Source organism: Bradyrhizobium sp. 160 (assembly GCF_023073735.1).
Lineage (GTDB): Bacteria > Pseudomonadota > Alphaproteobacteria > Rhizobiales > Xanthobacteraceae > Bradyrhizobium.
In genome coordinates this window covers 1485-3290 of the sequence record NZ_JADPKD010000072.1, presented here as the reverse complement: position 1 = coordinate 3290, position 1806 = coordinate 1485, and the positions used below count along the sequence as shown (strand labels likewise).

General features: G+C 67.1%; 2 protein-coding genes. Both read right to left on the bottom strand.

Annotated features, from left to right (window positions below; translation table 11 throughout):
- Nucleotides 1-357, bottom strand: a 357-nt coding sequence (locus tag IVA98_RS31045) for a chemotaxis protein CheW (protein WP_247298902.1), incomplete at its 3' end; no start/stop codon positions are given.
- A 21-nt stretch (nt 358-378) separates the two neighbouring features.
- The coding region (locus IVA98_RS31040) for an ATP-binding response regulator (protein ID WP_247356170.1) at nt 379-1806 on the bottom strand (1428 nt) is incomplete at its 5' end.

Genomic DNA, 1806 nt, shown 5'->3' with positions numbered 1-1806 from the left:
GTCGAGGTTGACGGGGTTGTCTTCCTTGCCGTCCTCGGGCAGGCGCAGCACCTCGCCGATCTGGTCGATGAGCAGGCCGTAGGATTCGCCGCGCAGGTCGACGCCGACCGCCATCGGCACCTTTCCGTCTTCGGCCTTGGGCAGGCCGAGGCGGGCGCGCATGTCGACCACGGTGACGATGCGGCCGCGCAGGTTCAGCACGCCCGCGATCTCGCGCGAGGACAGCGGCACGCGGGTGACGCGCTCGGGCATGAACACGTCCTGGACGCGGGAGATCGGCAGGCCGAACAGCTGGCCGCCGATCATCGCGGTGACGTATTCGACCATGGCGCCTTCGCTGGACTGGGTCTTGCTCATCGCTGGTCTCCTGATCCTGTATTAGGCCGCCGCTGCCCGGCTCAGCTCGGAGGCGCCGGCGGCGCCCGCGGTCTGCTCCTTCAGCGCCGCGATCAGGCCGGGACGGTCGAACTTGGCGACATAGTCGTGGAAGCCGGCCTGCCGGCCGCGCTCGATCGCCGCCGGCGACACCAGCGCGGACAGGCCGATGATCGGCATCGCGGCGAGATTGCTGTCGGAGCGGATCACTTCGGCGAACTCGAACCCGTTCATGTCGGGCATCTCGATGTCGGTCAGGACCACGTCAAAGCTCTGGGCGCGCAGCGCGGCCAGGCCCTCCTGCGCGGTGGGTGCGGTGCGGACGCGGTAACCGGCGGCTTTGAGCACCGGCGCCAGCATGTTGCGGAAGAACGCGGAATCGTCGACCAGCAGCACCGACTGCGAATGCAGCGAGGCCTTCATCTCCTTGCGGGTGAACCAGTCGGCGAACGCCATCGGCAGGAAGTGGCCGACGTCGATCACCTCGGTGGCCTGGCCCTTGATCACGGCCGAGCCCAGAATGCCCGAGGAGGAGCCGCCGACCTCGATGTTGAGCCGTTCCTCGACGATGTCGATGATCTCGTCGACGACGAGGCCCATGGCGCGGCCGTCGTCGGCGAACACCAGGATCGGCTGGGCACCCTGGCTCGCAACGGTGACGCCCTCCATGGCGACCAGCGGCATCAGCTGCTCGCGGTACTGCACCATGTAGCGGCCGTTGCTGAACTCGATCTTGTCGGCGGGCAGCTCCTCGAGGCGGGTGACGAGCCCGAGCGGGACCGCCTTGGGCTGGGCCGAGCCGGCGCGGAACACCAAGAGCGAGGTGGTCTGCTCGCCCGCGCCGATGTGATGCGCGCCGTTCTCGTCGGCCATGTCATGGGCCGAGGCGCCGGCGGCGCCGAGCGCCTTGGCGATGCCGTTGGGATCGATGATCATGATGACGGCGCCATCGCCCAAAATGGTGTTGCCCGAGAACATGTCGATGTGACGCAGTTTTGTCGACATCGGCTTCACCACGATCTCTTCGGTGTGGAACACGCCGTCGACGACGATGCCGAAGGTCTGGCTGCCGACTTGCGTGACCACGATAAAACCGTTCTCGGGATCGGAAGCGGCGCCGTCGTCGATCTTCAAGAGCTTCTTCAGATGGATCAGCGGCAACAGCTTGTTGCGCAGGCGCAGCACCGCGGTGTCCTTGATGCGCTCGATGCGGTGCTCGGAATTGGCGCGGGCGCGCACCAGCTCGACCACCGAGAGCTGCGGGATGGCAAAGCGGTCGCCGGCGGCCTCGACGATCAGGGCCGAGACGATCGCCAAGGTCAGCGGGATCTTGATGGTGACGGAGGAGCCTTCGCCGGCCACGCTCTTGATGTCGATGGTGCCGCCGATCTGGTCGATATTGGTGCGCACCACGTCCATGCCGACGCCGCG